The 25,957-nt window shown below is 67.5% G+C and carries 25 protein-coding genes; 9 read left to right on the top strand and 16 right to left on the bottom strand.

The window, feature by feature from the left end:
- Window position 1: 1 nt before the first annotated feature.
- Window positions 2-334 carry a DUF4229 domain-containing protein gene (locus AAFP35_RS16030; RefSeq protein ID WP_419222629.1) on the bottom strand — a complete coding sequence of 111 codons (333 nt, stop codon included), beginning with the start codon at window positions 332-334 and terminating at the stop codon, window positions 2-4.
- 173 nt (window positions 335-507) lie between these two features.
- Here AAFP35_RS16030 and AAFP35_RS16025 point away from each other — a divergent pair, with 173 nt between their 5' ends.
- The 3 genes from AAFP35_RS16025 to AAFP35_RS16015 all read left to right on the top strand — a co-directional run bounded on the left by AAFP35_RS16025 (window position 508) and on the right by AAFP35_RS16015 (window position 1,642).
- Entirely contained in the window at window positions 508-732 is a 225-nt protein-coding gene (locus AAFP35_RS16025; RefSeq protein ID WP_419222628.1) for a BldC family transcriptional regulator, read from the top strand.
- An 84-nt stretch (window positions 733-816) separates the two neighbouring features.
- Window positions 817-1,029: a hypothetical protein gene (locus AAFP35_RS16020; RefSeq protein WP_419222627.1), complete on the top strand. Its 213-nt coding sequence runs from the start codon at window positions 817-819 to the stop codon at window positions 1,027-1,029.
- 130 nt (window positions 1,030-1,159) lie between these two features.
- On the top strand, window positions 1,160-1,642 hold the full coding sequence (locus AAFP35_RS16015; RefSeq protein WP_419222626.1) for a helix-turn-helix domain-containing protein: 483 nt from the start codon (window positions 1,160-1,162) through the stop codon (window positions 1,640-1,642).
- A gap of 33 nt (window positions 1,643-1,675) precedes the next feature.
- Here the strand turns inward: AAFP35_RS16015 and ccsB are convergent, their stop codons facing one another.
- The 8 genes from ccsB to AAFP35_RS15975 all read right to left on the bottom strand — a co-directional run bounded on the left by ccsB (window position 1,676) and on the right by AAFP35_RS15975 (window position 10,418).
- Complete coding sequence (ccsB, locus tag AAFP35_RS16010) at window positions 1,676-2,689, bottom strand: c-type cytochrome biogenesis protein CcsB (RefSeq protein ID WP_419222625.1); 1,014 nt, start codon at window positions 2,687-2,689, stop codon at window positions 1,676-1,678.
- A 45-nt stretch (window positions 2,690-2,734) separates the two neighbouring features.
- The gene (gene resB / locus AAFP35_RS16005) at window positions 2,735-4,474 is read right to left on the bottom strand and encodes a cytochrome c biogenesis protein ResB (protein WP_419222624.1); all 1,740 of its coding nucleotides are present in this window, start codon (window positions 4,472-4,474) and stop codon (window positions 2,735-2,737) included.
- Window positions 4,471-5,277 carry a cytochrome c biogenesis CcdA family protein gene (locus tag AAFP35_RS16000; RefSeq protein ID WP_419222623.1) on the bottom strand — a complete coding sequence of 269 codons (807 nt, stop codon included), beginning with the start codon at window positions 5,275-5,277 and terminating at the stop codon, window positions 4,471-4,473. The genes resB and AAFP35_RS16000 overlap by 4 nt, the downstream gene beginning before the upstream one ends.
- 2 nt (window positions 5,278-5,279) lie before the next feature.
- Window positions 5,280-5,918 (bottom strand): TlpA family protein disulfide reductase, encoded by a 639-nt coding sequence (locus AAFP35_RS15995; RefSeq protein WP_419222622.1) that lies wholly within the window; start codon window positions 5,916-5,918, stop codon window positions 5,280-5,282.
- A gap of 23 nt (window positions 5,919-5,941) precedes the next feature.
- Window positions 5,942-6,550, bottom strand: a complete 609-nt coding sequence (locus AAFP35_RS15990; protein WP_419222722.1) for a histidine phosphatase family protein — start codon at window positions 6,548-6,550, stop codon at window positions 5,942-5,944.
- A 17-nt stretch (window positions 6,551-6,567) separates the two neighbouring features.
- A complete protein-coding gene (gene hemL, locus AAFP35_RS15985; protein ID WP_419222621.1) occupies window positions 6,568-7,899 on the bottom strand; it encodes a glutamate-1-semialdehyde 2,1-aminomutase in 1,332 nt (443 codons plus the stop codon).
- 108 nt (window positions 7,900-8,007) lie between these two features.
- Window positions 8,008-8,910 carry an SGNH/GDSL hydrolase family protein gene (locus tag AAFP35_RS15980; protein ID WP_419222620.1) on the bottom strand — a complete coding sequence of 301 codons (903 nt, stop codon included), beginning with the start codon at window positions 8,908-8,910 and terminating at the stop codon, window positions 8,008-8,010.
- Window positions 8,907-10,418, bottom strand: a complete 1,512-nt coding sequence (locus tag AAFP35_RS15975) for a PucR family transcriptional regulator (protein WP_419222619.1) — start codon at window positions 10,416-10,418, stop codon at window positions 8,907-8,909. The genes AAFP35_RS15980 and AAFP35_RS15975 overlap by 4 nt, the downstream gene beginning before the upstream one ends.
- 188 nt (window positions 10,419-10,606) lie before the next feature.
- Here AAFP35_RS15975 and gabT point away from each other — a divergent pair, with 188 nt between their 5' ends.
- The 4 genes from gabT to AAFP35_RS15955 all read left to right on the top strand — a co-directional run bounded on the left by gabT (window position 10,607) and on the right by AAFP35_RS15955 (window position 15,221).
- A complete protein-coding gene (gene gabT / locus AAFP35_RS15970) occupies window positions 10,607-11,968 on the top strand; it encodes a 4-aminobutyrate--2-oxoglutarate transaminase (protein WP_419222618.1) in 1,362 nt (453 codons plus the stop codon).
- 48 nt (window positions 11,969-12,016) lie between these two features.
- Entirely contained in the window at window positions 12,017-13,486 is a 1,470-nt protein-coding gene (locus AAFP35_RS15965; protein WP_419222617.1) for an NAD-dependent succinate-semialdehyde dehydrogenase, read from the top strand.
- 76 nt (window positions 13,487-13,562) lie between these two features.
- Window positions 13,563-14,150, top strand: coding sequence for a YdcF family protein (locus AAFP35_RS15960; RefSeq protein ID WP_419222616.1), 588 nt, complete (start codon window positions 13,563-13,565; stop codon window positions 14,148-14,150).
- A 150-nt stretch (window positions 14,151-14,300) separates the two neighbouring features.
- The gene (locus tag AAFP35_RS15955; protein WP_419222615.1) at window positions 14,301-15,221 is read left to right on the top strand and encodes a hypothetical protein; all 921 of its coding nucleotides are present in this window, start codon (window positions 14,301-14,303) and stop codon (window positions 15,219-15,221) included.
- A gap of 97 nt (window positions 15,222-15,318) precedes the next feature.
- Here AAFP35_RS15955 and AAFP35_RS15950 read toward each other — a convergent pair whose 3' ends face one another.
- Both AAFP35_RS15950 and AAFP35_RS15945 read right to left on the bottom strand, forming a co-directional pair.
- Window positions 15,319-16,482, bottom strand: a complete 1,164-nt coding sequence (locus tag AAFP35_RS15950; protein WP_419222614.1) for an acyl-CoA dehydrogenase — start codon at window positions 16,480-16,482, stop codon at window positions 15,319-15,321.
- Between the two features lie 103 nt (window positions 16,483-16,585).
- A complete protein-coding gene (locus AAFP35_RS15945) occupies window positions 16,586-17,338 on the bottom strand; it encodes a TetR/AcrR family transcriptional regulator (protein ID WP_419222613.1) in 753 nt (250 codons plus the stop codon).
- 233 nt (window positions 17,339-17,571) lie between these two features.
- On the opposite strand from AAFP35_RS15945, the gene AAFP35_RS15940 reads away from it, so the two are divergent.
- A complete protein-coding gene (locus tag AAFP35_RS15940) occupies window positions 17,572-18,720 on the top strand; it encodes a hypothetical protein (protein WP_419222612.1) in 1,149 nt (382 codons plus the stop codon).
- 152 nt (window positions 18,721-18,872) lie between these two features.
- Entirely contained in the window at window positions 18,873-20,921 is a 2,049-nt protein-coding gene (locus AAFP35_RS15935; RefSeq protein WP_419222611.1) for an acyl-CoA dehydrogenase, read from the top strand.
- Between the two features lie 70 nt (window positions 20,922-20,991).
- Here the strand turns inward: AAFP35_RS15935 and AAFP35_RS15930 are convergent, their stop codons facing one another.
- The 5 genes from AAFP35_RS15930 to AAFP35_RS15910 all read right to left on the bottom strand — a co-directional run bounded on the left by AAFP35_RS15930 (window position 20,992) and on the right by AAFP35_RS15910 (window position 25,871).
- Complete coding sequence (locus AAFP35_RS15930) at window positions 20,992-21,798, bottom strand: hypothetical protein (RefSeq protein ID WP_419222610.1); 807 nt, start codon at window positions 21,796-21,798, stop codon at window positions 20,992-20,994.
- Window positions 21,795-22,214 (bottom strand): hypothetical protein, encoded by a 420-nt coding sequence (locus AAFP35_RS15925; RefSeq protein ID WP_419222609.1) that lies wholly within the window; start codon window positions 22,212-22,214, stop codon window positions 21,795-21,797. Before AAFP35_RS15925 ends, AAFP35_RS15930 begins: the two co-directional genes overlap by 4 nt.
- Window positions 22,201-22,899, bottom strand: coding sequence for a hypothetical protein (locus tag AAFP35_RS15920; protein WP_419222608.1), 699 nt, complete (start codon window positions 22,897-22,899; stop codon window positions 22,201-22,203). The genes AAFP35_RS15925 and AAFP35_RS15920 overlap by 14 nt, the downstream gene beginning before the upstream one ends.
- A 110-nt stretch (window positions 22,900-23,009) precedes the next feature.
- A complete protein-coding gene (gene hemB / locus AAFP35_RS15915) occupies window positions 23,010-23,987 on the bottom strand; it encodes a porphobilinogen synthase (RefSeq protein WP_419222607.1) in 978 nt (325 codons plus the stop codon).
- Window positions 23,988-24,209: 222 nt separating this feature from the next.
- A complete protein-coding gene (locus AAFP35_RS15910; protein ID WP_419222606.1) occupies window positions 24,210-25,871 on the bottom strand; it encodes a uroporphyrinogen-III synthase in 1,662 nt (553 codons plus the stop codon).
- Window positions 25,872-25,957 lie beyond the last annotated feature (86 nt).

The following is a 25,957-nucleotide window of genomic DNA, read 5'->3' as shown; positions in this document are numbered from 1 at the left end:
GTCAGTCGGAGTTTCCGCGCAGTCGGGACTGCAGATCGTCGTGCCGCCGTTGACGCGCGGCGTCGACCGATGCGATCTGCCCGTTCACCCGCAGCCGCAGCGACTTGAACGCCACCATGCCGACGGGCAGCGCGATCAGCACACCGAACACCGCGGCCACCAGCAGCGGCACCTGCACTCCGACGAGGGCTCCGACGCCCATGATGACCGCGGCCACGACCACCACCAACAGGAGGCGTGCCAGGGTGTACAGCGCAACCCAACCGGCCACGCTCCCGACGGTCGCGTTGCTGTCGGTGGGGGCCGCGCTCGCGGACGAATTCTCCTTGCTCACGACCACCAGGATACTTCCCTGCTCGGTACCGGGTCGCCGAGCGTCGTACGCCCGGAATGACGGTTTTGCACTCTCTTTACCAATTGCTGACCGTTCGAGTACCCGGGTGTTCGGCGTGTATCCATGAAATCGGCCCCGATACCCATCGTCGAAGGCAGAGACAGAGGAACACAGTGACCATCACCGACGCAGTAAGCACCAACGGAATCATCACCCCCGGCCTCGCGAGCCAGCACACGCTGACCCCTGGCCAGGTCGCCTCCATGTTCAACGTGAATCCGAAGACGGTTGCACGCTGGGCCAGCTCGGGGCTGTTGGGTTCGATCCGCACGCCGGGAGGTCATCGCCGCTTTCGCGAGTCCGACGTGGTGGAACTGCTGAATCGACGCACCCACTGACCTGACAGCGCCTCACCGCGCTGACCTGACAGCGCCTCACCGCGCGATGGCAACCTCACGTACGCTTGTGTACGGGAGGTTGCCATGACGTTTCTGTTCGTCCTGATCGGTCTCACGGCGGTCGGGTATCTCTTGTGGCGCGCCTTCGGACCGCAGTTCACACCCCCTGAGGATCAGGTCGAGCGGCCGACGCGCCGCCCCTCGGGTCCCGTAGGGCCCGACGACGATCCGGATTTCCTCCTCGACCTCGACCGTCGTACACGCGGCCCCAACGGCGCCGACGGCGACGAACTCTGACCGGGGACAACCTACGCCCGCGTACCCTACCTTGAGGTAGGGTAATCTCTCTCCATCACGCGGGAAGCCCGGTCTTGGGTGGTCGGCGAAAGGCATACGAGATCAACGAATCATGCGGGGATGATCGCGGTTGACTTCCGCGGATCAGCGGGCGGTGGGCCCGACACCAGACGACGACCACAGCTTTGCGGACAAGCTCGGCTATCTGTTCGAGCATTCCCGGGACGAGAACGGTGTCCCCTACACCGGTAAGAAGATCGCCGAACGGGCCAACAGCCTCGGTTATTCACTCTCCGACGCATACATCTCGCAGTTGCGGACGGGCAAAGCCCGGACTCCTTCGTTCCGAACCGTCGAGGCCGTGGCACGCGCCTTCGAGGTCAGCGTCACCTATTTCCTGGCCAATCCCGACGAGGATCTCGAGAGGGTTCGTCAGCAGCAGGACTACGTCGAACTGCTCGCGAGCACTGGGACACATTTGTCCGGTATCGACGTGCGCAGTTTGTGCCCGGACACCATCGACGTGCTGATCGACCTGCTCAAGCTGGTCAAGGCGCAGGCCGTCGAGTTCAAGGACGGCCCCACCGACGACGACGCGGCGTCCGCATCCTGAGCCGGTGCCGTCGGGAACCCCGGTGGGGACCGCTCAGAGACCCGCGTACGAGTGCAGGCCGCTGACCACCAGGTTGATGATGAACAGGTTGAACAGCAACGCCACGAATCCGGCGACGTTGATCCACGCGGCCGCGGTGTTGCGCCACCCGGCCGTGGCACGGGCGTGCAGATATGCGGCGTAGATGACCCACGCGATGAACGAGACCGTCTCCTTGGGGTCCCAGCCCCAGAAGCGCCCCCAGGCGGCTTCGGCCCAGATGGCGCCGCAGATGACGCCGAGACCGAACAGCGGGAACCCGAACACCACGCACTTGTAGGCGAGCCGGTCGAGGGTGTCGGCACCGGGTATGCGATCGACGACCCGCCGCACTCCGGCCACGAATCCGCGGCCGCCCTGGGCCTCGTCGCTGTCCGGACGACCCCAACGCATCTTCACGAGATAGAGCAGGCTGGCGACGCCCGACACGAGCAGCACACCCGAGGAGATCGAGATGATCGAGACGTGGATGGCGAGCCAGTACGACTTGAGGGCGGGCACCACCGGAGCGGCCTGCGTGTAGAGCCAGCGGCCGCCGATGAACATCAGCAGGCTGACCGGCAACAGGACGAAGCTCAGCAGCGGACGGTGTTCGGGCTTACGCAGCACGATGATGCCGGCCAGAACGCAGGCCGCGCAGGTCAACGAGATGAACTCGTACATGTTGCCCCAGGGGGCACGATCGGTGGCCACGCCACGCAACACGATCGACGCGATGTGCGCGGCGAAACCGACGATGACGACCGGGTAGGCCATGTTGCCGAGACGTTCGCCGAAGGACCGGCGCGGTGCCTCTTCGATGACGCCAGGGGCGCGGTCGGCCACTGCCACCGACGACCCACCCGCCATGACGAGCTGTTCGGCTGCCGCGAGTTTACGGCTGCGCGCGCCGGAGAGAGCGGCCAAGAACAGGACCATGGCCAGCACGTAGATGGTGATCGCGGTGCCGAACAGTAGATCGGAATACCGTGCCAGGGTCTCGTCGATGTGAACCGAACCTGTGTTCATCGCACTCGTCCTCCAGTTCCTCTGCCCAGTGGTGCCACGCCGCGATCAGAGTCGGCGCAACCGACGACGTGACCGCTGCTCCGTGTCCGGATCGGTCGGGTCACGCAACAGGTCGTGCGCCTGCTCCTCGAAGCCCTCGCCCCAGCCCGCCTGATCGGTACGAGCCAAACCGGCAATTTCTACTACAGTACGTCGTTTCCCGTCGTTCCCCGAATCTGCATCTGCGGTGACCGGTGTCAGACGTGCCCAGATCCGTCGTCGACGGACCAGCAGCGAGACCAGGAGTCCGGCGAGCATCACGATCGCCGACACCAACACCCAGACCTGAGCGGGGTCGTGCGAGACCTGTACCGACACCCACCGCTTGTAACCGTCGAAGCGCACCGACGTTCCGTCGGCCAACGCATGAGTCCGGCCCTGCGCGAGGTTGACCTGCGCACGTTGCTGCAGGCGCCCCTGGTCGACCAGCGTCTGATCGAGCGAGTACGCGTTCTGGGGTTTGCCGGTGTCGAGTCCGGTGTCGCCCTCGTAGATCCGGATCGCGACGTACGGATCCTTCGGGACCGGCGAGGACGAGGTGAGCAAGGTGCCGTCGAAACTCGCGGTCGGCGCGAACAGTCCCTCGAGGGCCACCTGATGCGATCGTCGTTCGTCCTCGTTCGGGTACATGCCCGCCGGGGTGTCGAATCGCACGGCCCCCGACGACAACATCGTCTGCATGTTGTCGTAGATGAACGGCACCGTCTGGGTGCGCTGCTCGCCGTTCGGGAAGGTCACCGTGAACGTCGGCGCGAAACCGTTGCCGAGCACGTACACACGATCGCCCGCGATGCGCAGCGGCTCGTTGACGCGAATGGTCGACGACTTCCACGAAGCCGCGTCCGACCGTGTCCCCTCGGTGTGGCGTACGTCGGCGGTGTACATGTCCGGCTGTCCGCTCGGCAGGAACGTGGCGTCGAAGTTGTCCACCCGGAAACAGAACGGCGTCAGGTCGGTTCCGTCGACGAGATTGCCGGCCCGGAACGAGTCGTAGACCGCCGTCGAGGTGTTGCACAGACCCTGTTCGCCGTCGGCGACGAGCGTGCGCGTGCCCTCATAGCCGTACAGCTTGCCGACCGCGATCGAGACCAGCAGCGCCAGCAGGGCGAAATGGAACACCAGGTTGCCGAACTCGCGGAGGTAACCCTTCTCCGCCGACACCTCGACGACCGCGGGCTCGTCGGCGCGGCCCGTGACCTCGGTGCTCGCGGCACGACCACTCGACGTGGCGGTGCGGACCGTCGTCTGGCGTCGCCAGCCGCGCAAGTTCGCGGCGATGTGTCCCGCAACCTGCTCCGGATCGCCGTCGACCTCGTATTCGACGTGGCGCGGCAGACGTTTCAGATTCCGTGGCGCGGCCACCGGCTTGGCCCGCAGGCTGTGGAAGTGTTCGATCATCCGCGGGGTGAGGCACCCGACGAGCGAGATGAACAGCAGGACATAGATCGCGGTGAACCAGGTGCTGCCGAACACGTCGAACAGCTGGATGCGGTCCATCCATTCGCCGATCCACCCGTGATCGTTGATGTAGGTCAGCGTCTTCTGCTCGTTGAGATCGCGTTGGGGCAGCAGCGCGCCGGGGATGGCCGCCAGGGCGAGCAGGAACAGGAGCACCAGGGCCGTGCGCATCGACGTCAGCGAACGCCACAGATTGCGCAGTGGCCACAACACCCGCCGGCGGATCCAGTGCGGACGGCTCGGTCCCGGTGTCGTCGGGGCCGGCTCGGTGGTCACGGTGTCGGTCATACGGGTAACTCCGTGTCGGTGATGAAGGCGTCGCGCACCCACACGATGAACTGGTCCCACATGCCGGTGACCAACGCGATGCCGACTGCGATGAGCATGATGCCGCCGAACACCTGGATGGCGCGGGCGTGGTTGCGCAACCAGCCGAGCGAACGCAGCGCCCACGCCGACGAGAAGGCCAGCACCACGAAGGGGATGCCGAGGCCGGCGCAGTAGGCGACGATCAGCGCGACGCCCTTGGCGGCGGTCGCGCCCTCGGTACCGCTCGCGGTCGCGATCACGGCGGCCAGCGTCGGCCCCAGGCACGGCGTCCAGCCGAGCGCGAACACGGCACCGAGCAACGGCGCACCGACGATGTTGGACACACGTCGCGGCGCGAACCTGAACTCGTGCTGCAGGGCGGGCACGAGACCGATGAAGACCAGCCCCATGGCGATCGTGACGACGCCACCGATCCGTTGCAGCAGCTCACGATTCACCACGAACGTGCTGGTGATGCCGAGGACGGTCGCGGTGGCCGCGACGAAGACGACGGTGAACCCGAGGACGAACAGCGCCGCGGCGATGGCGACGCGGGAGCGTCCGTTCTTGGTGGATTCGCCGACGTTCACCGCGGGTGCCTCGGCACCGACGAGACCGGCCAGATACGACAGGTAGCCGGGCACGAGCGGCACCACGCAGGGTGACGCGAAGGAGACGAGGCCGGCGACCACGCACGCGGCCAACGCCAACAGCAGGGGGCCGCTCGACACCGTCGTGGCAAAGGTGTCCCCGACGGCGGCCTGCGGCGTGAGCGCGAGCATCGTCATGGTCGGCCCGGGGCGCTCGAAGCCGGGCCGGGCGTCTGCGCCGACGATGCGGTGGGCTCGGCGGCCACCTTGCGCACGGTGGCGTCGAGTTCGTCGGCGGTGATCGCCTTGAGGAACACCGCGGCGGGACGGTGCTGCCGGTCGAGGACAACCGTCGTCGGCACCACCGCGGTCGGCGTGGTGAGCGCGGACAGCGTCATGCCGTCGAAGTCGTAGATCGACTCGAACCCGACGTTGCGGTCGCTGACGAAGTCCTTGGCCGACTGCCGATCGTCACGGAAGTTGATGCCCAGGAAGCCGACGCCGAGATCCTTGGTCTGTTCGTAGACCCGTTCGAGATCGTCGGCCTCGCCGCGGCACGGTCCGCACCACGAACCCCACACGTTGACGACCACGACCTTGTCGGCGTACTCGGGATCGCCCAACGACAAGGTCTCGTCGGTGAGCAGATCCGGTCCGGACAGGTCGGCGACCTTCTTGCGGCCGACGGCCGGGTAGGTGATCACGGTCTGACCACCGGGCGAGACGAACTGGAAGGTGTCCCCTTGTGCGACCGCGTCGTCACCGGTACCGCAGCCGCTGACCACACCGATCAGCACTGCCAACACCGCAATGAGCAGAGATACCTTACGCACGCTCGTCCTATCGCACCGTCGCGTCACGCTCCGGTGACCAACGGGTCCGACGCGCCGGCCGGCTCGGAGTAGATGATGTCGACGAGAGCGTCGCCCTCGTAGATGAGACTGGTCAGCGAGGCCAGCGAGCACTGCCGACGACGCGGGTCGTGCCACAACCGCTGCCCCTCCAGGAACCGGCGCAGCGTGTACACCGGCAGCTGATGGCTGACACAGACGGCTTCGTGCCCGCGAGCGGCGTCGCGCGCCTTGTTGGCGGCGGCCAGCATCCGGTGGGCGAGTTGGATATACGGTTCGCCCCACGACGGGGTGAACGGGTCACGCATCTTCGGCCAGTGCCGCGGTTTGCCCAACGCACCGTCGCCGACCGACACCTTGAGGCCCTCGAAGACGTTCTCCGCCTCGATGAGCTCGTCGTTGGTCAGGATCGACAACCCGTGTGCACCGGCGATCGGCGTCGCGGTCTCCTGCGCGCGTTGGAGTGGTGACGCGAACACAGCGGTGATGTCGTGGTCGGCGAGCGCCCCGGCCACCTTCTGCGCCTGGATGCGGCCGGTGTCGGAGAGCCGGAAGCCGGGCAGGCGACCATAGAGGATTCCGTCGGGGTTGTGCACTTCCCCGTGCCGCATCATGTGGACGATCGTGTTGGTCACTGGTTTCCCCCCGGGGCTTTAGCCTGTGCGGCGGCGCGGGCTGCGGCCGGCAACGCATCGGCGATTCGTGAGAAAGCATCCTCGTCCAGCGCCGCCGAGACAAACCAGGCTTCGAACGCGCTCGGTGGTCCGTAGATGCCGTGTTCCAACAGAGCATGGAAGAACGGCGCGAACCGCCAGGTGTCGCTGGCCTGGACGTCGGCGTAGTCGGCGAGCGGTGTGGTCTTGTCGGTGAAGAACACGCTGAAGAGATTGCCTGCGAGTTGCACGCGGTGTGCGACGCCTGCGTCGGTGAGCGCCTCGGTGAACAGCGCGGCCAGCCGTTCGGCGTTGGCGTCGAGCGCCTGGTAGACGGCGGCATCCGCGGTGCGCAGGGTGGCCAGTCCGGCGGCCACCGCGACCGGGTTCCCCGACAGCGTGCCCGCCTGGTACACCGGGCCGGTCGGCGCGAGGTGGTTCATCACGTCGGTGCGTCCGCCGAATGCGGCTGCGGGCAGCCCGCCGCTCACCACCTTGCCGAAGGTGTAGAGGTCGGCGCCCACGCCTTCGAGGCCGTACCAACCGGAGGGGCTCACCCGGAAGCCGGTCATCACCTCATCGATGATGAGCAGCGCGCCGTGCCGTCGGGTCAGTTCGCGCAGACCGGCGTTGAAGCCGTCGTGCGGGGCGATCGCACCCATGTTGCCCGCGGCCGCCTCGGTGATGACCGCCGCGATGTCGTCGCCGTACTCCTCGAATGCCTTCGCGACAGCCTTCAGGTCGTTGTACGGGAGGACCACGGTGTCGTGCGCGGAAGCACCGGTGACGCCCGGTGAGGTGGGCAGCCCGAGCGTCGCGACACCAGAGCCGGCGTCGGCGAGCAGCGCGTCGACGTGACCGTGGTAGCAGCCGGCGAACTTGATGATCTTGGGTCGGCCGGTGAACCCGCGGGCGAGACGGATGGCCGACATGGTGGCCTCGGTACCCGAGTTGACCAGCCGGACCTGCTGTACCGGATCGACGCGGTCGATGATCTCCTCGGCCAGATCGATCTCGGCCTCGGTGGGGGCGCCGAAGGACAGGCCACCCGCGGCGGCCTTCTGCACGGCCTCGACGACCACGGGGTGGGCGTGGCCGAGGATCATCGGCCCCCAGGAACTGACCAGGTCGACATAGTCGTTGCCGTCCACGTCGGTGAGGTGACAGCCCGACGCCGATGCGATGAACCGCGGGGTGCCACCGACCGCGGAGAACGCACGAACCGGGGAATTGACGCCCCCGGGAGTCGCCTGTTGCGCGCGCTGGAAGAGTTCAGCGGACCTGGCGGCGGCATCAGCGGATCGGGTCACGACCTACAGTGTTCCAAACCGCGATCGCGGGACCAAAATCGTTCAGGCTGCTCTCAGCCTGGTCACGTCCCTTTTGTCGGTGACACTCGGACCCGATGTGGCCGTCGCTCACCCACCGAGTGTCGCGCTGACCTGGTCGGCGATCGCCTGTTGGCCTGCCTCGTTCGGATGCAGCGGCGCGGCTCCGGTCGCCCCCGTCTGTGGCTCGACCCACTTGCGGCCGGGCGGTGCACAGGCGTCGTGGCCGTCCGAGACGCCCGACATGTCCACATAGGTCACCCCGGTCTGGCCGGCCGCACGCTCGATCGCGTCGTTCAGCACGGCCTGCAGGTTGCGCAGATAGGGCACGTCACCAGTGGCGATACCGACGGCCGGACGGCACCCACCGGTGGCCGGCAGAATCCACGGGTAACCGATGACCAGGACACGTGCGCGCGGGGCCTTGGCCCGCACCGCCCGAAACGCTGCGATCAGTGCCGGGTACGTGCGCTTGTCGACGATGTCGACGAACTGCGAACCGTGGCGGTCCTGGCACGGTGATCCGGTCGGGTCGGTGTCGGCGACGTCCGAACATGCCCGGATCGCGTTGGTGTACACGCCGCTGTCGTTGCCGCCGATCATCAGCGTGACCAGATCGGCGTCGGCGGTGACGGCATCCAATTGGGCTGGGACACCGTCGTATTGGGCAGTGAACAGGTCACCGGTGTCGGCGCCGCTGCAACTGACGTCGTCGAGTCGGTAGCCCCGGGCGCCGGCCAACAGATGCGCGGCGTTGCGCGACGAACGCAGACACAGCACCGACGACCCCTCCACGAGAGGTGGCACCCCGGCGGCCGCGCTGTAGCTGTCACCCAGATTGATCTGCACGGGCACCGCCGGTGCCGACGAGGGCGAGGGCGAGGGCGACGAAACCTGTTGGCCACCACCGTCGTCGGAAGCACAGCCGACCGCCAGCAGGGCCACGACCAGAAGGGTGACGGCGGCCGTCAGCCTCGGCGCTGGGCGCCTCATGCCTGCGCCCCGGCGAGCAGCATCAGCAACAATTCCGCGCGGGTACGCGCATCCGTCAGATCCACCTCGAGCAATGTCTCGACCCGTTCCATCCGATGGCGCAACGTGTGCCGGTGCACCCCTTGCGCCGCCGCCGCGACGCCCCAGTTCCCGTTCGCCTCCAGATACGCGGTCAACGCCTCCCGCAGGCTCGTACCGTGCCGACGGTCGTGATCGAGTACCGGGGCGAGACGTTCACCGTAGACCTCACCGAGTGTTCGTCGGATCGGATCCATCGTCAGCAGCGATCGACTCCCCTGCAGGTCGACGAGTTGCCCCGGCGAGGCCGACCGCCCCGCCAGCAGTGCCTGCCGGACCGATTCCGTGAGTTCGGGGACGGCGCTGCGGCCACCGATTCCGGCCGAGACCGGTTCGTCGGCGTTGAGTGTCTTCAGCAGCCCCGCCGTGAGATCGGGGCCGTCGTCTCCGCGTAGCAGAACCACGACCTCGACGCCGGTCCGGTGGACGAACACCGGACGCCAACGGTCCTCGAGTTCGTCGACGAGTCGACGCCTGCCACGCACGGCCGCCCGTTCGTCGACGAAACGGAACGCCACCGCACGGACCTGTCCTCGTCTGTCCGCGGCGCGGGCGAGCAGACGCAGCGTCGTCGCGCCTGCCCGCACATCACCGTCGAGGGCCAGCGCGAGGACATCGTCGTGCAACTCCACGAGATCCTCGGCGACCTGCCGGGGCTTGGCCTGTTCGATGGCGAGCAGGGACACCGCATGGCCGATCAACATGCGCGCGACGTCGTCGAGCGCGCCGGAGGCGGAGACCGCGAGGTGCCCGATGGTGCGACCGCCCGCGGCGACGCGAGCGACGGTGATGACGCGATCGTCGGTCACCAGCACCGCGCCCGCCGAGGCAGGGTCCCGCACCAGCCGATCGTGGATGCTGTCGAAGACGTCGGCGGCGACCGGCCTCGGCGCCGATGCCACCACGGCCAGCCCTGGGTCGAGCAGGACCACGCTCGACGCCACCGCCTCGGCGAGTTCGGCCACCACGGCCGCGGACCCACCAGCCGTCACGGCTCTGGTCATCCGGGGTTGCGCCTTGGTCGCGGCCACCAGCCTCGAGGAGCGTTGCGCGGCGATCTGGTCGAGAACGGCACGGGAGACCGCAGAGAACGGAACCGGCAACGGCACCTCGAACAGTGGCAGGCCGAGGTCGTCGGCGGTGGCGATCATCTCCGGTGGCGCCTGGGAGAACCCGAACCCGACGCCGAGGCCGACCGCCGCGACACCGGCGTCGTCGAGGCCACGCAGATAACTGGCCCAGGCCGACGGTTCGTCGGCCAGACGCAGACCGGTGGTCAAGAGCACCTCGCCGCCGAGCATCCACTCCCCCGCGCTGAGCAGTTCGGAGGTCACCGCACAGTCGACGGGCCGATCGAGACCCGGCGTGCCACCGCGGAGCACGAGTCCGAGACGACGCTGCGCCATCAGCCATCGCACCGTGGCGGTCACGGACGCACACATCCGGCGGGGCAGGCGGTCACCTCGACAACGCTACCAGCGCGTATGGACAGTATGGCGCGATTGCAGTGCCTGGTTGTACAGATTGTCAGGTCCCCTCCGGCGTTGCGCGGCGAACACTGGGAGACGGCGATCAGGGATCGCTGCGGTCGCAGAAGTCGGATGTGGAACGGAGCGCCATGGTCATCGCCCACCGCCTGCCCCAACGCCGACATCTGGTCACCGACGTCCCCGGTCCGCGCTCGCGCGATCTGGCCACCCGGAGACAGTCGGCCGTGGCCGCAGGCGTCGCACCCAGCGCACCGATCCAGGTGGTGGACGCCGACGGCGGGGTGATCGTCGACGCCGACGGGAACTCGCTGATCGACCTGGGCTCGGGCATCGCGGTCACCTCGGTCGGCGCGAGCAACCGCACGGTGGCCGATGCCGTTGCCGCACAGGCACATCGTTTCACCCACACCTGTTTCCTGGTCACCGGTTACGAGGGATACGTCGCGGTGTGCGAGGAGCTGAACAGGCGGACTCCGGGCGACCACGACAAACGCAGCGTCCTGTTCACCTCGGGTGCCGAGGCGGTCGAGAACGCCGTCAAGATCGCGCGACTGGCCACCGGGAGGCCCGCGGTGGTCGCCTTCGACCACGCGTATCACGGACGCACCAATCTGACCATGGCGCTGACCGCGAAATCCGTTCCGTACAAACATGATTTCGGCCCGTTCGCACCCGAGGTGTACCGGATGCCGATGAGCTATCCGTTCCGCGACGAACTGGGCGCCGACGGTGTGGCGGCCGCCCGCCGGGCGATCACCTTGATCGACAGCCAGATCAGCGCAGACAAGGTGGCCGCGGTGATCGTCGAACCGATCCAGGGCGAGGGCGGATTCGTCGTTCCCGCACCGGGATTCCTCGGCACTCTGGCCGAGTGGTGCCACACCCGGGGTGTGGTGTTCGTCGCCGACGAAGTGCAGAGCGGGTTCTGTCGGACCGGCGACTGGTTCGCCTGCGAACACGAAGGTGTGGTCCCCGACCTCATCACGACGGCGAAGGGCATCGCCGATGGCCTACCCCTGTCGGCGGTCACCGGACGCGCCGACCTGCTCGACGCGGTCCACCCCGGCGGATTGGGCGGCACCTACGGCGGAAATCCGGTGGCCTGCGCGGCCGCGTTGGCCACGATCGAGGAGATGGACACCAACGACCTGTGCGCACGCGCACGCCACATCGGGACGATCGTCACCGACACGCTCACCGAGACGGCCACGGCGCTGGCCGCCGACGGACACGCGGTGATCGGCGAGGTGCGCGGCCGCGGCGGCATGATCGCCGTCGAGTTGGTGCGGCCGGGCACCACCGAACCAGATCCCGCCCTCGCGAGATCCGTGGTGGCGCAGGCACTGTCGCGAGGCGTCGTGTCGCTGACGTGCGGCACCTACGGCAACGTCGTCCGACTCCTCCCACCACTCGTCATCGACGACGGGTTGCTGCGCGAAGGACTCGGCGTCATCACCGATGTGCTGACCGAGACCGCGGCATCGAGCTGACGGCACACACCGACCGGATCACCCACAACGCAGGAGGATGGAAACAAGATGAGCGACAAGGCAATCGTCGACCCGCAGGCCGTGCTCGACGGGGTCCCGACCGGGCTGTGGATCGACGGCGAATCCGTGCCGTCGAGTTCCGGCGCCACGTTCGCGGTGTACGACCCGGCCACCGAGGAGGCACTGGTGTCGGTGGCCGACGCCACCGTCGACGACGCCCGACTCGCAGTGGACAAGGCGACCGCCGCCGCACCCGATTGGTCGGCGACCGCACCCCGGGAGCGGGGTGAGATCCTGCGGCGCGCCTTCGATCTGCTGACCGAGCGTGCCGACGATCTGGCCCTCATCATGACCCTGGAACTCGGCCGCGCCCTGCCCGACAGTCTCGCCGAGACCAAGTACGGCACCGAGTTCCTCCGGTGGTTCGCCGAGGAGGCGGTACGGATCGGTGGCCGCTTCAACCGGGCACCCGCCGGCAGCGGCCGCATCCTGGTCACCCACGATCCGGTCGGTCCGTGCCTGGCCATCACGCCGTGGAACTTCCCGCTGGCCATGGGCACCCGCAAGATCGGGCCCGCCCTTGCCGCCGGCAACGTCATGGTGGTCAAGCCCGCCCACGAGACCCCGCTGACCATGCTGGCGCTCGCGGAGACGTTCGCGGAAGCCGGGCTGCCGCCCGGTGTGCTCTCGGTCTTGCCCACCTCGAACGCCGGTGAGGTGTCGAGCGCGATCATCACCGACGACCGCATCCGCAAGATCAGCTTCACCGGTTCCACGCCGGTGGGCCGCGATCTGTTGGCGCAGGCCGCGCCGCGGGTGCAGCGCACGTCGATGGAGTTGGGCGGCAACGCGCCGTTCATCGTGTTCGACGACGCCGACGTCGATGCCGCGGTCGACGGCGCCTTCGCGGCCAAGATGCGCAACGGCGGGCAGGCGTGCACGGCCGCGAACCGTTTCCTCGTCCAATCCGGGGTGGCCGAGGAGTTCACCGCCAAGCTCGTCGAGAAGATGTCCGCGGTACGACTGGGCCCCGGGTACCGGGACGGCGTCACGTTGGGCCCGCTGGTCAGTGCCAAACAGCGCGACAAGGTCGCCGAGGCCGTCGAGGGTGCGGTCGCCGACGGTGCGCGCGTCCGGCTGGGCGGCAAGGTCCCCGAGGGCACGGGTTTCTTCTACCCGGCCACCGTGCTCGACCAGGTCGACCCGTATGCACCGGTGACCCGCGGAGAGATCTTCGGTCCGGTCGCGGTGATCAGCAGCTTCGAGTCGGAATCGGATGCGATCAAGGCCGCGAACTCCACCGAGTTCGGTCTGGCCGCCTACTTCTACAGTCGCGACCTCGAACGCTGCATGCGGGTCTCCGATGCACTCGACTCAGGGATGGTCGGGGTGAATCGGGGGGTGATCTCCGATCCGGCCGCTCCGTTCGGCGGCGTCAAGCAATCCGGTATCGGACGAGAAGGCGGCAGCGAGGGCATCGAGGAGTACCTGACGGTGAAGTACATCGCGCTGACCTGAGGCGTCCGCGCGCATCGTCCCAGGCCGCCACTTTGTTACCATTGACCTCATCGTTCTCATCAGTAAACTCGGCCGCATGCGTCTTCGACTCCTTGTCACCCTGACCGCCGTCGTCGCCGTCCTGGCCACCGGATTCGGGGCAGGCGACTCCCTGGCCGCGCCGGCACGCAAGAGCGTGGACATGCCGATCATCGACACGGGAAGCACCGCGGGCGAGCAGTTGGCGCCGAACAGCATCTTCCTCTGGCAGAACCCGGGCGCGCGCTACATCGTCGTGCTCGGCGCCCAGATGGGAAAGTTCGGGCAGACGCCGCAAATCCTGAATCAGCGCCTCAACACCGCATCCAAGCTGGGCAAGCAGCATCCGTTCAACCGGATGATCGTCTCCGGCGGCAACACATGGTGGCTGCCGGTCTCGGAAGCACAGTTCATGAACGTGGGCCTGCTGCGTCGCGGCGTGCCGCCGTGGCAGATGGTCAACGAGGGTAAGTCGACCTCGACCGTGCAGAACGCCAGCTACACCGTCGGGATGCTCAAGGCGATGGGCGCCAACGGTGCGTTGATCGTGACCAACGGTTTCCACATGCCGCGCGCGATCAAGGACTTCCGCGACGCCGCCGCCAAGCAGGGCGCCCGGATCGAGTTCCGTCCGGCTTACGCCTGAGCCGTTCGCGGCCCGGTCGCGACAGACAAGAAACCTCACCCGTCGTCACGAACCTTTGACTCGCCAAAGGTCGCTTGCGACCGGTGAGGTTTCTGTCTTCGGTGCAAACACCAGCGCAACCATCGAGGCGTGCAGCGCGTCTGATATTGCATGGATGGTTTTGCAAGATTGCGGGGCGCCGCCAATCGATCCGAGCTCATCACCGCCGGCTACGCCGACCACGAGATCCGCTCTGCGGTCCGCGCAGGAGTGCTGACGCAGCTGGCCTCGGGAGTCGTCATCGCCTCCGATCAGCTCGACGGGACTCCCGAGCAACGGCATCGCGAGCTGGCGATCGCGTGGGCCCGGCGTAACCCGTCGGCCACGCGCGCGCTGGGTGACGCAGCCGCTGCTGCGGTGCTCGGACTTCCCGTATGGGGTCTGGATACGAGCCGTGTGGTGTTTGTCGAGGCCGCGACGAAGTCACGTTCGAGGACGACCTCGGCCATGCGCGTGGTCGCCGATCGGCGACCACCTGCGATCACTGTCGTGGACGGCGTCCCGGTGGTGACACCGGCTCGTCTCGTTGTCGACCTCGCGCGGCGGGCCGATCGCATTCCGGTCGTCGCCGTCGGTGACGCGGCGCTACACGCACAGCTGTGCACCCTGGACGACCTCGCCGAGGAACTCGATCTCATCGACGGCATGACAGGTGCGGCGCGCGCCCGGCGAGTGATCGGCGAACTCGACGGGCTCGCGGAGTCGGTGCTCGAATCACGTAGTCGGATGGAGATTCTCGATGCCGGATTACCACCGCCGGAACTTCAAGTCGACCTCTACGACGTGTGGGGCCACCTGGTAGCGCGGGTGGACTTCTACTGGCGCGAGCAACGCGTCGTCGGAGAAAGCGACGGCAAGTCGAAGTATCGGGGTGAGGACGGTCGCGATCGCGCGCTTCACGAGCGGGGACGCACCGACGCCATCGTCGAGCTCGGCAACCGGGTGGTCCACTGGGGTTGGGAGGACGTGAACAAGTGGACGAGACTGATCGCAAGGCTCACAAGGGCGCTGTCGACGCCGAGCGCAGCCTGACCAGACAAGAACCTCACCCGTGACGACAGACGTTCAGCGCGACTGACGTCCGTGGCGAAAGGTGAGGTTCTTGGTTGGTCAACGGCGTTCTGGGCGCTCAGCGCAGCAGCGCGCGACTCATCACGACACGCTGGATCTGGTTGGTGCCCTCGTAGATCTGGGTGATCTTGGCGTCGCGCATCATCCGCTCGACGGGGAAGTCGCGGGTGTAACCGGCACCACCGAACAGCTGCACCGCATCCGTGGTGACCTCCATGGCGACATCGGAGGCGAAGCACTTCGACGCCGAGCTGATGAATCCGAGGTTCTTCTCACCGCGTTCGGCACGCGCCGCCGAGGTGTAGACCATCAACCGCGCGGCCTCCACCTTCATCGCCATGTCGGCGATCATGAACTCCACACCCTGGAATGCCGCGATCGGCTTCCCGAACTGCTTGCGCTCCTTGACATATGCGATCGACTTGTCGAGCGCACCCTGCGCGATGCCGACGGCCTGCGCACCGATGGTGGGGCGAGTGTGATCGAGGGTGGCCAAGGCGGTCTTGAAGCCGGTGCCCTCGTCACCGATGATGCGGTCCTCCGGGATCGTGCAGTCCTCGAAGTACAGCTCGGCGGTCGGCGAGCCCTTGATACCGAGCTTCTTCTCCAGCGGTCCCACGGTGAAACCCGGATCGTCCTTGTGCACCATGAACGCGGAGATCCCGTTGGCCTTCTTGTCCGGGTCGGTCACGGCCATCACCGTGTACCAGGATGACTTGCCGCCGTTGGTGATCCAGCACTTGGAACCGTTCAGGACCCAGTTGTTGCCGTCCTTGCGCGCACGCGTTTTCATCGACGCCGCGTCGGAACCGGCCTCGCGCTCGGACAACGCGTACGACGCCATCGCCTCGCCCGACGCGATCGACGGCAGCACCTGCTTCTTGAGTTCGTCGGATCCGTTGAGGATCAGGCCCATGGTGCCCAGTTTGTTGACCGCCGGGATGAGCGACGACGAGGCGCACACGCGCGCAACCTCTTCGATCACGATGCATGCGGCGACGGAGTCGGCGCCCTGCCCGTCGTACTCCTCGGGCACGTGGATGGCGTTGAATCCGGACGCGACCAGCGCATCGAGCGCCTCCTGCGGGAACCGGGCCTCCTCGTCGACGGCCGCTGCGTACGGCTCGATCTCCTTCTCGGCAAGTGCCCGGATGGCTTCACGCAGTGCCACGTGCTCCTCGGGCAACTCGAAGACGTTGAACTCGGGATTTCCAAAACCCATGACGGCTCCTCACGAAGACTTCATTCCGGCACTCAGTGCCAGACTTACGGCTTTCCCTCAGTGGAACATGGCACGCAGTGCCATGTCAATGCGACCGATATCCCTATTGTCCCTGTTGGCGGCCGTTCGCACGTAGTTGTTCTTCGATCGCACGCGTGACCTCCGGGGTCGGGGTTCCCGGCGGGTAGGTCACGACGGTGACCACCGCGGGTTCCCGATCGACGCCCGGCTCCGGCGTCCCGAGAGCGGCCCGGATGCGTGACAGTTCGTCGCGCAGTCGCGGCAGCGTGGCGTCCTCGTCACCGCGGATCATCGAACGCAGCAGATAGTTGTGCGCCGAGGTGACCGCGGCCGCGTATCCGACGATGCGCACCCTCGATTCGTCGGGCAGCCGCCGACGTAGGTATTCCTCGAAGATGCGCTGGTAGCGGTAGGTGGTCACGAGTTCGCGGTCACGCAACGCCGGGACACGCTGCACCACGCGCAGGCGACGCACCGCCAGCTCACGGGTGTCCCGGAAATGGACGAAGACGATCTCGGCGGCGGCACACACGTCGGTCCACGGATCGGCGCCGTCGGGGGCCTCGTCCGGCGCGAATTCGTCGGCCGACAGTCGCTCGCCGACCTGCGCCAGCAGCGCCTCGTGATCGGCGAAGATCATGTCCTCTTTGGACCGGAATTGCCGGAACAGAGTGCGCCGGGACACTCCGGCGGCCGCCGCGATCTGCTCGACCGTCGTGGACTCGTAGCCCTGCTCGGAGAACAACCGGATCGACTCTGCGACCACCTGGGTCCGGAAATCGGATTCGCCGACGCCCGCGCCGTCGTCCTGAGATCCTGCGTCACTGAGTGCCATTCGTTCAGTATCGCGCGTCCGTCCGTCCGGCCGGACGACATCCGCACAGGCGGCGTCGACAATCCGTCGCACCATCCCGGGTCTTCGTCTGTCGACACACCGCGCCACCCGGGCGCCGACCACGACGGGGCGTTGCGAACGTTTCTGGTCGCCACTGCCGCGACGGCGGTGGCCGACGGCGCGATCACGGGCACCAGCGGGAACATTCGCCGGACACACGGCATCTGATCGGTATGGCACGTCAGACCGATCGCACCGCATCCCCGACCCCCGCATGCCAGACCCCACTGCCCGGTGGCGGGGTCCGTACGCAGACCATCGTCACCGACGCGATGGTCGGCGACATCGCCCGGACGACCTATCTGGGTAACCGGTGGATCTGGATCATCCTCATCCCCGCCTTTCTCGGCGTGCCGCTGGCCGTCGGGTTCTACAACGCGGTGCGCGAGGGCGTGCTGCTCGGTGTGTTCATGCTCGGGTCATCCGCAGTCACCGGGCTCTTCGTCACCGCGCTGTTCGGGCTCGGTCTGCTCTACGTCACCGCACCGCGGGCGCAGCGCCTGGCGACGCCTGCCGGCACACCGATGTTCGCCGACTTCGCGCCGGACAGCATCGGATTCGGGCGCGGAGACGAATACACGGCGGTCGCACTGGGTGAGATCACCGCGGTCCGCCACGTCGGCCGCGGTCTCTACATCACCTCGTCGACCGGCTCGCCGCTGGTGATCCACGACGACCTCGTCCCGCCGCAGATCGGCCGCGACCTCCTCGCCCGCTTCGCCCGTGATTCCGTGACTGCCGCTCCCCCGCGATCCTGGTCACCGTCACCGGTCATCGGGTCCGATGCGCCGACCACACCGCTGCGCCCGGCCCCCGGACCTGTCGGCCTCGCCCCGACCGACGGGACCGTCCGCACGCACGCCATCGCCGATGCCGGGCTCGCAGATCGGCTCGCCCGCGCGCAACGGCAGGCCCCCAGCACGCGTATCGCGTTCGCCGCGTCGTTCGTCCCGCTGCTCGCCCTCGGATTGTTCGCCATCCAACGCAATCTCACGATCGGCGACATCGCCATGGTCGGTGCGCTCGTCGCATTCGCACTGATCGCGGTCGTGTCGGCGCTGTGGGTCCGCGGCCCGGCCATCTTCCGGCGGCGCGTGCCCGCGGGCACACCGATCAGTGCTGATTTCGGACCGCAGTGGCTGACCCTGAGGCTCGGCGACCACACGGATTCGGTGAGCTGCGACAGCATTTCCCGGGTCTCCCGGGTGGGCGACGCCTTCTTCGTCAGCCGCAGGGGCTCGGCGCCGGGTCTGCTCATCCCCGCGGAGTTGGTCCCCGCTCCCGTCGCCGACGATCTGCAACGGCGGTTCGGACGCCGGTGACGCCCCGGTGCACAGCCGGCCACATCTGCGCCGATCTGAGCGTCGGTCGGCGGATGTCGGCGAATGTCGGGGGCGAGGATCGCACCGCCGAGCACCGGTAACGCCCGCCACTAACCGCCCTACACCGGCAGTCGAGTACGTACCGTGGACCCATGGCCACAACGACGGAGAGTCAGCCCGGCGCCACCGACCGGGAGCCGGAAGTCCGAGACGATCCAGAGGCGGTCACCCCGCCCACCGACGACCTGTCCGACGACGAGCGTGCACTGCTCGTCGACAACCTGCGATACGCCCTTGACGGTCGCTGGCGCGCGACCCGGGACACCGTGCGTGAGCTCTCCGCTCGCGGTGATTTGCTCCCGGATCCGTCCCGCACCCTCGACGAGGCCCGGGCCCGGATTCTCGGCGAGATGCGCGAGCTCGCCCAGAGCGGTTTCGCCACAGCAGGTTTCGCCGCCGACCACGGTGGCACAGGCGATGTGGGCGCTTCCATCACGGCGATCGAGATGCTCGGATACGCCGACCTGTCGCTGATGGTGAAGTCCGGTGTGCAGTGGGGACTCTTCGGCGGAGCAGTGGAGAACCTCGGCACCGCACGCCATCACGATCGCTATGTCGCCGGCATCATCGATCTCGATCTGCTCGGCTGTTTCGCGATGACCGAGACCGGTCACGGATCCAACGTGCAGGCGCTGGAGACCACCGCGACCTACGATCCGCAGACCCGCGAGTTCATCATCGACTCGCCGACCCCGTCGTCGCGCAAGGACTACATCGGTGGTGCGGCCCAGCACGCGACGACCGCCGCGGTGTTCGCCCAGTTGATCACCGCCGGACCGGGCGAGGAGCCGGAGAGTCGGGGCGTCCACTGTTTCGTCGTGCCGATCCGCGATTCCGACGGCAACGATCTGCCCGGCGTGACCACCAGCGACTGCGGATACAAGGGCGGCCTGCCCGGTGTGGACAACGGGCGCATCATGTTCGACCACGTGCGCGTCCCGGCGGAGAACCTGCTGAACCGGTACGCCGACGTGGAAGCCGACGGCACCTACACATCGCCCATCGAGAACCCGAACCGTCGGTTCTTCACGATGCTGGGCACGCTCATCCGTGGCCGGGTGAGCGTGGCCGCCACCGCAGGCGCCGCCGGCCGCAAGGCGCTGACCCTGGCCGGCCGGTACGGACTGATCCGCAAACAGTTCGAGGCACCCGATGCCGACAACGAGATCCTCGTGATGGACTATCTCGGCCATCAGCGAAAGCTGTTGCCGCTCATAGCGAAATCGTACGCGATAGCCTTCGCGCAGAACGAGCTCACCGAAGAGCTGCACGAGCTGCAGTCGGTGCGCGACGACGCCTCAGACGACGAGGTGGACGACGGCCGGCAGCGTGAGTTGGAAAGCGCCGCAGCGGGTTTGAAGGCCTATGCGACGTGGCATGCCTCCCAGGCGATCAACGTCAGTCGCGAGGCATGCGGTGGTGCAGGCTATCTCGACGAGAACCAGATCTCACTCATCCGTGGCGACATCGATGTGTTCACCACCTTCGAGGGCGACAACACGGTGTTGACCCAGCTCGTGGCCAAGGAGTTGTTGTCGGCGTACGCCGAGGACGTGCGCGGGCTCTCGGCAGGTGGGTGGGTACGTTTCATCGCGACCATGGCCCGTGACGTCGTCGTCGAGAAGACCGCGGTGCGCCAGGTGGTGCAGACGCTTCTCGAGGGTTCCGACGAGGACACCGAGAAGTCGAATCTCACCGATCGCGGCACGCAGCTGCGACTGTTCCGCAATCGCGAGGACCATCTCATCCGGACCTGCGCCCAACGACTACGCCGCGCGAACGACGACGACAACGACCCGTTCGAGGTGTTCAACAACGCACAGGACCACCTGCTCAAGGTCGGCCGGGTCCACACCGAGCGAATCGTGCTGGAGGCATTCGTCCAGGCGATCGACGAGTGCGATTCACGGTCGGCGGCACAGCTGCTGGGCAAGGTGTGCGATCTGTTCGTGTACTCCGCACTCGAGGACGACCTCGCGTGGTTCCTGATGCATCGCCACGTATCGGTGGAGCGGGCCAAGGCGATTCGCCGGGGAGTCAACGAACTGTGCCTCGAATTGCGCCCTCATCTGCGCAGCCTGGTCGATGCGTTCGGCATCCCGGAAGAGCTCTTGGCCGCGCCGATGCTCGAACACGGCTGACCTGTCACCGGCGACCGCATCGGGACCGTCGATCGTGCGTGCGACGGTCGGCGGGTGCGGTCGCCGACGCTCAGCTGTCGCGGTTGATGTGGGCGGCGAGATGGGCTTCGGAGAGTTCGGTGCGGAACCGGTCGACATTGCGGGCCCATGCCTGGGCCAACGTCCCGTCGACCATCTTCACGCCGACACCCTTGCGTCGCCGGGGAACGGCGGGCAGCTCACCGAGGGCCCGGGCACTCTCCCACTTCTCCGGTTCGGCACCGTTGTTGACCGGATAGATCTCGGCGATCTTCTCCAGCGGAACACTACGGGTGCCCTGATGCAACGTCGTCTCGGTGAGCCGCACGCTCACGTGCGTGCGCGCCGCGAAGACCTGGACGAGTGAGAAGCCGATCAGGATGACCGCGAAGATGATCAGCACCGGCCAGTGCACCTGTCCGGGTCCGGCGATCTCCAGCGCGAGCACCGCACCGATCAGCACGGGCCCGATCGCGACCACCCACCAGCTCCCACCGGGCTCGTAGAACAGGACCTCCCCCTCGTCGACGGGCTCGTCCTGCGCATCGTCGGCCGCATCGTCGGTGGTCTCGTCGTCGGCCGCATCGTCGTCGGCCGTTTCGTCGGTGGTCTTCTCGACGTCGGTCGTCTCGTCGGCCGCTGTTGTGGCGTCCGGGGTCGTGACGTCCGGCGCGTCGTCGGACAGATTCTGGTCCGCGGCATCGCCCGTGTCGGAGGAGTCGGAATCAGCGGCGTCGGAATCACTGGCGTCGGGTTCAGCGGTGTCGGGGGTTGCCGCGGCCTCCGATGCTGCCGCGGTGCCCGACGTGTCGTCGGCGGCCACCGCCGTCTCCTCCTCGGGACGTAGATCGTCGGTCATCGCGAACGACGCACCTGGTCGCCGTCGTGGCCGGTGTACCAGGTCTCCGATTCGGGACGGAATGCCAGCAGCGAGCCGAGCAGTCCGATCAACGACACCAGCAGCGCCAACGCGAGGATCGGGATGAAGAAGCTGCAGATCAGCAGCATGATCACCACGACGAGTGTGAGCGCCGCGAGCGACGAGCGCCAGCGCGCGTCGCCGACGAAGGACTTGCTGCCCAACAGGATGTAGGCCGCGCCGACCACCGCGACGATGAATCCGACCCCGACGGGACCCAGCGTGGAGCCCGACAGGACGAGTCCCAGCACGATGAACAGCACTCCGAGAGCGACGAGCAGCACGCCCGATGCGGTCCAGCAGCGGTAGGCCCAGACGACGAGTTTCGGTCGCTGCGCAGGATCAGGACTCACCACGTGATTCGTTTCCTTCATTCGGGCGGGTGCGGTCGGGGCCCTGGGCCCCCGGTGGAGACTGCTGACCGACACCATACGGCCAATTCGGCGCGTTGCCGGGTCCGTATCCCGAGCCCGGCCCGGGGAACGGCCCACCGGGCGGTGGACCGGGTGGGAATCGTGGTCGCCGACGATGCTCGGCCATCGCGCGACAGTATTGCTCCGACTCGCGTCGCAACAGCAGGACCGATGAGCCGATGGCGGCGACACCGCTGAGCACCATCGGGATCATCACCCACTGAGGTGAGACGTCACCGAACAAGGTGAACACGAGATTCACGGCGAGGAACACACCGACGGCCGCGATGATCACGCGTGCCCAGTTGTGGCCGTTGCGGGTGAGCAGGACCAGCATGACCGAGACGGCCGTCAGAGCCAGGCCGAGGAGGGCGAGGACCGTGATGAGCGTTCCCGACGACGTGAGGAGGTCGACCTCTTCGCGAGGTGTGTCCTCGGGCAGCGAGCGGACCTGACGATCCCAGGAGTCCCGCAGCGCGGGGTACTGCCCGATCAATGCGACGATCTGACCGAGAATCACCACCACCCACAACTCGGTGGCGATGGATATCGCGTCGGGACGTTTGGGCCGCTCGCCACGGTCGGTCTGGACACCGGGCTGCGGTGCCGGGTGGATCGGTGCGGACATGATTCCAGCCTAATGAATCATCGGCGGCCTGGTCGGCGCGAGTTCGCGTGGCCCATCCGCCGACGGTCGGCGCGAGCCCACCGATGACCTCGGTGGTCCGCCGACAGGGCCTATGCCAACCGGTCGGCCACTTCTGTAGCCCAATACGTGAGGATGATCGAGGCGCCGGCGCGCTTGATCGATGTGAGGGATTCGAGGATGGCGGCGTCACGGTCGATCCAGCCGCGTTCGGCGGCCGCCGTGATCATCGCGTACTCACCACTGATCTGATACGCCGCGACGGGCACATCGGCGATCTCGGCGGCGTCACGCACGATGTCGAGATAGCTCATCGCGGGCTTCACCATCACCAGATCGGCGCCCTCCTCGAGGTCCAACCGGATCTCACGGAGTGCCTCGATCCGATTGGACGCGTCCTGCTGGTAGGTACGCCGGTCCCCCTCCAGCGACGACCCGACCGCCTCGCGGAACGGCCCGTAGAACGCCGACGCGTACTTGGCCGCGTAGGCGAGAATGCCGGTGTCGGTGAATCCTTCGGCGTCGAGTCCAGCCCGGATGGCGGCCACCTGGCCGTCCATCATGCCGCTCGGTCCGAGCAGGTGGGCGCCCGCGCGGGCCTGGGCCAACGACATGGACACGTACCGGTCCAGCGTCGCGTCGTTGTCGATGCGGCCCTGGCCGTCGACGACTCCGCAGTGCCCGTGATCGGTGAACTCGTCGAGGCAGGTGTCGGCCATCAGGACCGTCTGGTCGCCGAGGTCGTCGCGCAGCAGTCGCAACGCACGATTCAGCACCCCGTCGTCGGCATCGGCGCCCGAGCCGACGGCATCCTTGTCCTCCGGGGTCGGCACGCCGAACAACATCAGCCCACCGACACCCGCACGCACCGCCTCCTCGGCCGCCGCGCGCAGCGAGTCCGACGTGTGCTGCACGACACCCGGCATCGACGAGATCGGCCGCGGCTCGTCGATGCCGTCCGCGACGAACATCGGCAACACCAGATCTTGCGGTGCGACCACGGTTTCGGCCACCAGTCGGCGCATCGCGCGAGTCGACCTCAGGCGGCGTGGGCGGATCACCGGAGCCATGGCAGTAATCTCCTTCGCTTGATCGCCCCTCGCGACCCCGCCGGTTTCTCGCGGGTGCTCAGGGAGCGGTGGTGAAGCTCGATGATCGCAGCTCCTCAGCGGTGATGGATCTCGTTGCGTCACAGGGGCCGGCGAACCGGGCCTTGCGGGGACCGGCAGTGAGCGCCACTCGATCGTCGCGGTCGACGAACGTGTGGATGCTCACCTGTCGGACACCCGTTCTCACGACCGCGAGCGGCGAGACTTCTTCCGCGGTGGCGGCAGCGCACCTTCGGCGCGCAGTCGCGCAGCGTGTTCGGCGAGAGCATCGATCAGCTCCGGCACCGAGGCGTTCTCCGGCTGCACGTCCACCCGCAGGCCGAACTCCGTTGCGGTCTCGGCGGTCTTGGGCCCGATGCACGCAACGATGGTGCGCGCGTGCGGTTTCCCGGCGATACCGACCAGGTTGCGCACCGTGGAGCTCGAGGTGAAGCAGACCGCGTCGAAACCGCCGGTCTTGATCATCTCGCGGGTCTCGGCGGGCGGCGGGGCGGCCCGCACGGTGCGGTACGCGGTCACGTCGTCGATCTCCCAGCCGCGCTCACGCAGCCCCTCGGACAGGGTCTCGGTGGCGATGTCCGCACGGGGCAACAGGATTCGGTTCACCGGGTCGAACACGTCGTCGTAGGGAGGGAAGTCCTCGAGGAGCCCGAGCGAACTCTGCTCACCCGACGGCACCAACTCCGGCTGGATACCGAGCGTGCGCACCTTGTCGGCTGTGGCCTCACCCACGCAGGCGATCTTGACACCCGAGAAGGCGCGGGCGTCGAGTCCGAACTCGGCGAACTTCTCCCACACCGCGCGCACCGCGTTGGTGGAGGTGAACACCACCCACTGGTAGCGGCCGTCTACCAAACCCTTGACGGCCCTTTCCATCTGGGCCGGGCTACGCGGAGGCTCGACGGCGATGGTCGGCACCTCCTTGGGGATGGCGCCGTGGGTGCGCAGGCGCTCACTCATGTCGCCGGCCTGGTCCTTCGTACGCGGCACCAGGACGGTCCAGCCGTAGAGTGCCCGCGATTCCCACCAGGAGAGCTTGCCGCGGTTGCTGACGACCTTGCCGATGGTCAGGATCAGCGGCCCGACCAGGGCGTTGCCCTGCTCGTTGAGAGTGGCCAATGTCGCCTCGATGGTCCGCTGCGCGCAGGTGGTGCCGTTCACGGTGATCGCGACCGGGGTCTGCGCGGCCATCCCGTGCTCGGTCAGCGCGCTCGCCGTCTCCGCGAGGTGACCGGCGGTGGCGTGCAGCACGAGGGGTCCGGGCGCAGCCGCCAGGGCCGCCCAGTCGACGCCCTCTGCACGGACATCGGCCTCGGTGTGGCTGGCGCCGAGCGGCATGCCCGCGTAGCTCGGCACCACCGACGCCGAGGGCAGACCGGGCAGCACCTCGAACTGGATCGACGACCGGGCCACCGCATTGACCTCGGTGAGCACCGAGTCGGTGGTCAGCGGATCACCGGAGACCACACGGACCACGTCGGTGCCGTTCTTGGCGGCGGCGACGAGGGTCTTGGCCACCTCGGCCGGATCGCCGAGCGCCGGATGTACGACGGATGTCTCGGACTCCTCCTCGGCGGGCTTGTCCGCGGGAGTCGTGTCGGCGTCCTGGGCAGCGGTGTCCTTGGCTGCCGGGGAGCTCTTCTTGTTGCGCGCCGCCTTCTCGGCCGCCTCGCGACCGGCCGCGCCGATCATCGCGACGACGCCGGCCGGGACGTCGGGATCGATGTAGGCCATCTCGGCCCCTTCGATCACGTTGCGGGCACGCACGGTCAACAGGTCGGGGTCACCCGGACCCGACCCCACGAACAGGATCCGTCCCGGATTGACCTTCTTCGTACGGCTCATGAGTTCGCACTCTCCTGCCCCGTTCGGGGCTGCAGTTCCTTCTGCTACCGGAGTTGCGAATGAGTGGGCCCGTGGATCCGCGACCC

It is taken from the genome of Gordonia sp. CPCC 206044 (assembly GCF_048537895.1).
Taxonomy (GTDB): Bacteria; Actinomycetota; Actinomycetes; order Mycobacteriales; family Mycobacteriaceae; genus Gordonia.
This window is presented reverse-complemented; position numbering and strand designations above follow the sequence as displayed.